The sequence below is a fragment of the Streptococcus mitis genome (genome assembly GCF_003942995.1).
GTDB classification, from domain to species: Bacteria; Bacillota; Bacilli; order Lactobacillales; family Streptococcaceae; genus Streptococcus; species Streptococcus mitis_CV.
Genome location: NZ_RJOH01000034.1, coordinates 1 through 6,885, shown reverse-complemented (window position 1 = coordinate 6,885; position 6,885 = coordinate 1). Strand labels below are relative to the sequence as shown.

The following is a 6,885-nucleotide window of genomic DNA, read 5'->3' as shown; positions in this document are numbered from 1 at the left end:
GCTTATATGTCGAGACAGTTATATCTGCTCCTTCTTCTAAAAGAGTCGTATATAAAACTTCTAAATAATCAGAATCTACCCAATCATCCGAATCAATAAAAGTGATATACTCTCCTTTAGAATGTTCAATTCCCAGATTTCGTGCAGAGGATACCCCACCATTTTCCTTTTCAAAATAGCGAAAACGAGAATCTTTCTCTACAAATTCTTCACAGATTTTGGATGAATTATCTGGTGAGCCATCATTAACCATGATACATTCAAAATTCAGATAACTTTGTTTTTGAATACTATCTAAACACTCTCGTAAGTACTCTTCAACATTATATATTGGAACTATAATACTAATTAATTCATCCATAAGCTATGCAATTATTCTCCTAAAAACTGTTTAATAACTTTTACCATTTCTTTCGGCTCTGATGAAGACAATATAAGACTTCCATTATTTATATCATGACTCGTATTCTCAAAAGCAAATATCGGTTTCGATAGACGGTGAACTTTTGAAATAATATTATCTATTTCCTGGTTATGATTGATATCTAGATAAAAATCTAACTTACTCAGCATTTCTTGAGATTGATACGGTGTATAATTGGGATAAAGAGTTACATTTAAAAAACGGTTCAACACTTGTACTCTCGGTCCAAAATAACTATGGGCAAAAATATGAAAATGGACATTCGGAAGTTTTTCTACTAGATATTCTATATGTTCCAACTCTTGCGTATCTGTAAAGATCGCTGTATGAAATAAACTAACTGTTGCAATTTCACTAAACGATGTCGGTTTTGTATCCTTTTCTAACAAAATAGTTTGCCAATCCAAACCATTGTAAAACCACCACAATTCTCTATATCTTGTTTTTAATGAATCATTCCACGGTTTATCTTTACCTTCAAAATGAATAATAGCAGGTTTATAGTTTTCATCCCAACTATTTAAAAACCACTCTGGCTTTTGAGCCCAATAACCCAATGTATCAAGTCCAACCATGAAATTATAATGAGGAGATACTTTCTTCCACTTATTTTCAAACAATAGATTTAAGATTCCCTGATCACCATAGACTTCTTGATGTTTTTCTGCAGTCAACTCTAAAAGATTTTGACAAATATTATCAGTTTTCCATTTATGAACATTTACCATCATCATTCCTGCATTAAAAATATTTTTATACCAACCATCTGGAACGGCAATTATATAATTTTCTTCAAAATCTTTCTGAAATAACGAATCTATGTTCCTATGAACAATCATATCACAGTCCAAATACAAGGCTCTATCTTCTTTCACAAATTCTGCAATAAAATAGCGAAAATAAGTCATGTACTTGATGTGTTCATCAGGAGTAGAAAAATGCTTTACTTTTTCTGCATCAATTTCTATATTCAAAATTTCACAGTTAAGTTTTTCTAATCTCTTCTCCATCAGATAAAACCACTCTTTGGGAATATCTTCATTAAAAATATAAAATTTCAAATCTCTATTATGGTAACAAATAGATTTAATAGTTGTTTCCAATTTGTCACGATAATTATTATCTGCTCCTAAAACGATTGCTTTTTTTATAGTCATACTCCACTCATTTCCAGATTAATTTCTTTTTTTTATAATAAGATTCCTATCTTGATAAACCACACTATTTGACGGAACATCATTGCGAATAAGACAACCTGCTCCAATAATGGTATTATCCCCAATAGTCACTCCCTTTAAAATCGTGACATTACTTCCTATCCAGCAATCTCTTCCAACTCTAATTGGCGCTGTAGTCCACTGCCATTTTTCGATTGTTTCAGCAGTATAAATATGGTCGTGATCATAGAAACGAACGCCCTCTCCCATCATGGTACCAGCTCCGATTTCAATTCTTTCCATACAGTTAAAACTACAAGAGTTATTGATAAAAACACCATCATGCAGTATTACCTTACCAGAAGAGACATGGAAATTTTCAAAATTTCTACAGATGACATTAGTTCCTACAATGAAGTGAGCCCTATCATCAATTTGAAAGACATTCCAAGTCCCATCTTGGATGATTTTTTCTTGATAATTGATGCCTACTCTGACTTCATCCTGATACTCTCTCACTCTAAAAACCAATTTATCTGGTGTACTTGATAGAAAAACTTCCTGCCCCTGATTTCCATGGACTGTATTGTCAAAAGCAAAGGCAGGTTTCCCAATCTGAACAAACCTTGATACAATAGCATCTACTTCTTGAAAATGATTGATATCTAGTAGGAAATCACACATATTCACTAGAAAGTCAATTTGCTGATCAGTTGTAACTGTCACGAGACGGACATTATATTTTGACTCCAGTACTCTTATCTTTTCAGAAAACTGTACAGGAGCTGCAATATGAAAACAAATATCTGGTAAGTTTTCTAAAATATATTCTAATTGTTCAATCTGATCACTTACAGTTAAAATTAGTGCATCGCCTCGCACAGTATTTTTCCTCATCTATTTAACTCTCTTATTCTCTCTATCATTTCTGAAACTTGATCAATCTGATATATCTCTTGATTCGCTTCATACGATTTAGTATTTTCAAAGGCTAAAATTGGTTTATTTTGAGAAGTAAATTGCTCTAATATCTCTACTTCCTTCTCACCATAGTTGATATCTAAAAGAAGCTGACAACTTTCCACCAATTCTCTATCCAATTCCTCTAAAGATACTGTTCCAGAATAGACAGTAACGTTTGGATACACAACAAGTCTAGAAAGATTCTCACTAACGATTACTCTTGCTGCAATCTTAAATTGCACTTCTGGTAAAGCCACTATTAATGTTTCCAGCTGCTCAATTTGATCTGAAGCTGTATAAATCAAACAAGAAAATGGAACTTTTATAGGATAAAGATGCATTTTTTTTAGAGAATGTAAATGATGATTTTTTCCTAACTCTGTCCATTCCATATCATGGTAATACCACCAAACATCACGATAGGTTTGTCCAGCATGTACCTGCCAAGGCTTTCTCTCTGATAAATAATGGATGATTCCTGGATATTCTTGCCCATCTGGAAAACTATAGTTTGCGAAGCGTTCATGAATGACAATATGATTATTATCAAAATCTAGTTCTAGCCATTTATTTTCAAAAAGCATATTTAAAATACTTTGATCAGCCTGATCCACTTTATCATGCCATTCATTGGTTAAATCAATCAACTTTTGAGTTATATGCTCTTGCTTCCAAAGAGCATTATTAATCAAGAAAACACCTGCATTAAAGATTTCTCGACCAAAATAAGCTCTGCCTCCAAAATCTCGAATAGCAGCCAAAGGATAGTCCTGTAAATCTGTAGCAAATAAACCATCTAGATTTTTTGTTACTACTAAATCGCAGTCTAAATAAAGAGCTTTGTCTTCTTTCACGAAATCAGCCACAAAATAGCGCAAAAAAACAGTATAACTAATATCCGTTTTATAACGCGAAATTTGCTCAGATGTGACTCGGCAATTAATAATTTCTGAATCAAACTTTTCTAATCGTTTATTTAATTGTTTCAACCATTCGTTAGGAAAATCACTATTAATCAGATAAAACCGAATAGAACGATTATGATAACAAATAGACTTGATAGTCGTTAAAACTTGGTCCACATAGCCATAGTTTGCTGCTAGTACAATGGCTTTCTTTTCCCCTTGTTCCTGTCTTGATAACTGATTTAAAAGAGTTCTTTTCATTTCAAACTCTTTATACGTTGCTGTGTCAGATAAACCACTAGCTTGACCGTTCGTGAGACTGACTTCCAACATCTGACGATAAACTGCTAAGTGCTTCTCAAGTGGATAACCCATATTAGCTAGTAGTGTAATACGCTCAGACATAGCATCAACCAAGGCATGCATCCACTTTTCTGTCCAAGTTTTTGTAATACTTCCACTTCTCTGACGATATGCGTACAGACCTTTGTTTAAATAAACTACTTTATTTACAGATAAGTACATTTTTTGATTAAAATAACCATCTTCGCCGAGTTTTCCTTTATCAAATCGGAGATAATCAAACAATTTCGCTTTATAGAGTTTGCCCCAAGCAGATATCAAAGCAAAACTCTTCATTTCTTGAGATTCATACAAATTCTCAAAAATAGAAATATTATCATATACTTTCTCATAGTAGGAATTCCCATATATATGGAAATAATATGTCTCCTCATCTTCATTGTAAGAATAATAATTTCCAACCGCAATATCAGCCTGATACTCTACTATTTTTTTATATAGAGTTTCTATATAATCTTGTTCAATCCAATCATCCGAGTCTACAAAAGTCACATAATCTCCGGACATATTATTCAGACCGGTATTTCGTGCGGCAGAAAGACCAGCATTTTCTTGTTCTATATAGATGATTCGGTGATCCATTCCTGAAAATTCTTTACAAATCTCACCTGAAGTATCAGTAGAACCATCATTAACGACAATAATTTCAATATTTTTATATGTTTGAGCCATAATACTATCTAGGCATTTCCTCAGATAGTTTTCCACATTGTATACTGGTACAATGACCGTTATTTTATCATCCACTAGCGCATTTCTCCTTATAGTTATTATACAATTTTTTAGTCAAAATTTCAGCTATATAATAGTAAAACCCCTTGAAAATTCTAATTTTCCAAGGGGTTTCTATTATTTACGCGCGAGGGTTAGTTTAGCCTAAATTTATAGGTTATCTTACTCTTCTTCATCACGTTTACGGCGTTTTGCAACCAATCCAATACCTGTAACAGCTGCTAGAGCTCCAAGTAGTACAGATCCAGTTGATGACTTAGTACCTGTATTTGGTAATTCTTTTTGTGATTTACCTGCTGATTCAGATGTATTTCCAACTTGTGAGTTCGAATGGTTTGCTGAATTTGAAACAGAAATCGAAGTACTTGTCGATGCTGAATTTGAAACTGATGTGTTCACTGAGGCTGAGGCTGAAGCTACCGCACTCGTTGACGCTGAAGCTGAGGCTACCGCACTTGTTGACGCTGAGACTGAGGCACTGGTACTTACTGAAGCCGACTTGGATAGACTCAGAGAGACTGACTTGCTAGTTGATACAGAATTACTAATAGAGTCTGACGTAATAATACTTTCGATATTTAAGCTATCCATTGATCTAACTTCTGGCATTCCCTTACTTGTAACGATAGTACTTGCACTCGTTGACGCTGAAGCTGAAGCCACTGCACTAGTAGATGCTGAGGCTGAAGCTACCGCACTTGTTGACGCTGAAGCTGAAGCCACCGCACTTGTTGACGCTGAAGCTGAAGCCACTGCACTTGTTGACGCTGAAGCTGAAGCCACTGCACTAGTCGACGCTGAAGCTGAAGCCACTGCGCTAGTCGATGCTGAAGCTGAAGCTACTGCACTTGTTGACGCTGAAGCACTTGCTACCGCACTTGTTGATGCTGAAGCTGAAGCCACCGCACTTGTTGACGCTGAAGCTGAAGCCACTGCACTTGTTGACGCTGAAGCTGAAGCCACTGCACTAGTCGATGCTGAAGCTGAAGCCACTGCACTAGTCGATGCTGAAGCTGAAGCCACCGCACTTGTTGACGCTGAAGCTGAAGCTACTGCACTTGTTGACGCTGAAGCTGAAGCTACTGCACTAGTAGATGCTGAAGCTGAAGCCACTGCACTAGTCGATGCTGAAGCTGAAGCCACCGCACTTGTTGACGCTGAAGCTGAAGCCACTGCACTTGTTGACGCTGAAGCTGAAGCTACTGCACTAGTAGATGCTGAAGCTGAAGCCACCGCACTTGTTGACGCTGAAGCACTTGCTACCGCACTTGTTGACGCTGAAGCACTTGCTACCGCACTTGTTGACGCTGAAGCTGAAGCCACTGCGCTAGTCGATGCTGAAGCTGAAGCCACTGCACTAGTAGATGCTGAAGCTGAAGCTACTGCACTGGTTGACGCTGAAGCTGAAGCCACTGCGCTAGTCGATGCTGAAGCTGAAGCCACTGCACTAGTAGATGCTGAAGCTGAAGCCACTGCACTTGTTGACGCTGAAGCTGAAGCTACTGCACTAGTAGATGCTGAAGCTGAAGCCACTGCGCTAGTCGATGCTGAAGCACTTGCTACCGCACTTGTTGACGCTGAAGCTGAAGCTACTGCACTAGTAGATGCTGAAGCTGAAGCCACTGCGCTAGTCGATGCTGAAGCACTTGCTACCGCACTTGTTGACGCTGAAGCTGAAGCCACTGCGCTAGTCGATGCTGAGGCTGAGGCCACCGCACTTGTTGACGCTGAAGCTGAAGCCACTGCGCTAGTCGATGCTGAAGCACTTGCTACCGCACTTGTTGACGCTGAAGCTGAAGCCACCGCACTAGTAGATGCTGAAGCTGAAGCTACTGCACTTGTTGACGCTGAAGCACTTGCTACCGCACTTGTTGATGCTGAAGCTGAAGCCACCGCACTTGTTGACGCTGAAGCTGAAGCNACTGCACTNGTNGANGCTGAAGCACTTGCTACCGCACTTGTTGANGCTGAAGCTGAAGCNACNGCACTTGTTGACGCTGAAGCTGAAGCNACTGCACTAGTAGATGCTGAAGCTGAAGCCACTGCGCTAGTCGATGCTGAAGCACTTGCTACCGCACTTGTTGACGCTGAAGCTGAAGCCACCGCACTTGTTGACGCTGAAGCTGAAGCTACTGCACTTGTTGACGCTGAAGCTGAAGCCACTGCNCTAGTCGATGCTGAAGCTGAAGCNACTGCACTAGTAGATGCTGAAGCTGAAGCCACTGCACTAGTCGATGCTGAAGCTGAAGCCACCGCACTTGTTGACGCTGAAGCTGAAGCCACTGCACTAGTCGATGCTGAAGCTGAAGCCACNGCACTNGTNGANGCTGAAGCTGAAGCC

Annotated in this window: 4 protein-coding genes and 1 pseudogene; all 5 read right to left on the bottom strand. The window is 38.5% G+C overall.

What is annotated here, in order from left to right; translation table 11 throughout:
* Nucleotides 1–361: glycosyltransferase family 2 protein (locus D8836_RS10890; RefSeq protein WP_142999085.1), on the bottom strand; the 361-nt coding region annotated here is incomplete at its 3' end.
* 11 nt (nt 362–372) lie between these two features.
* Nucleotides 373–1,581, bottom strand: coding sequence for a glycosyltransferase (locus D8836_RS10885; RefSeq protein WP_125393983.1), 1,209 nt, complete (start codon nt 1,579–1,581; stop codon nt 373–375).
* Between the two features lie 18 nt (nt 1,582–1,599).
* On the bottom strand, nt 1,600–2,478 hold the full coding sequence (locus D8836_RS10880; protein ID WP_125393982.1) for an acyltransferase: 879 nt from the start codon (nt 2,476–2,478) through the stop codon (nt 1,600–1,602).
* Nucleotides 2,475–4,559 (bottom strand): glycosyltransferase, encoded by a 2,085-nt coding sequence (locus D8836_RS10875; protein WP_125393981.1) that lies wholly within the window; start codon nt 4,557–4,559, stop codon nt 2,475–2,477. The genes D8836_RS10880 and D8836_RS10875 overlap by 4 nt, the downstream gene beginning before the upstream one ends.
* 147 nt (nt 4,560–4,706) lie before the next feature.
* A pseudogene (locus D8836_RS11610) lies at nt 4,707–5,102 on the bottom strand (LPXTG cell wall anchor domain-containing protein); the annotation flags it as partial.
* Nucleotides 5,103–6,885: the final 1,783 nt, after the last annotated feature.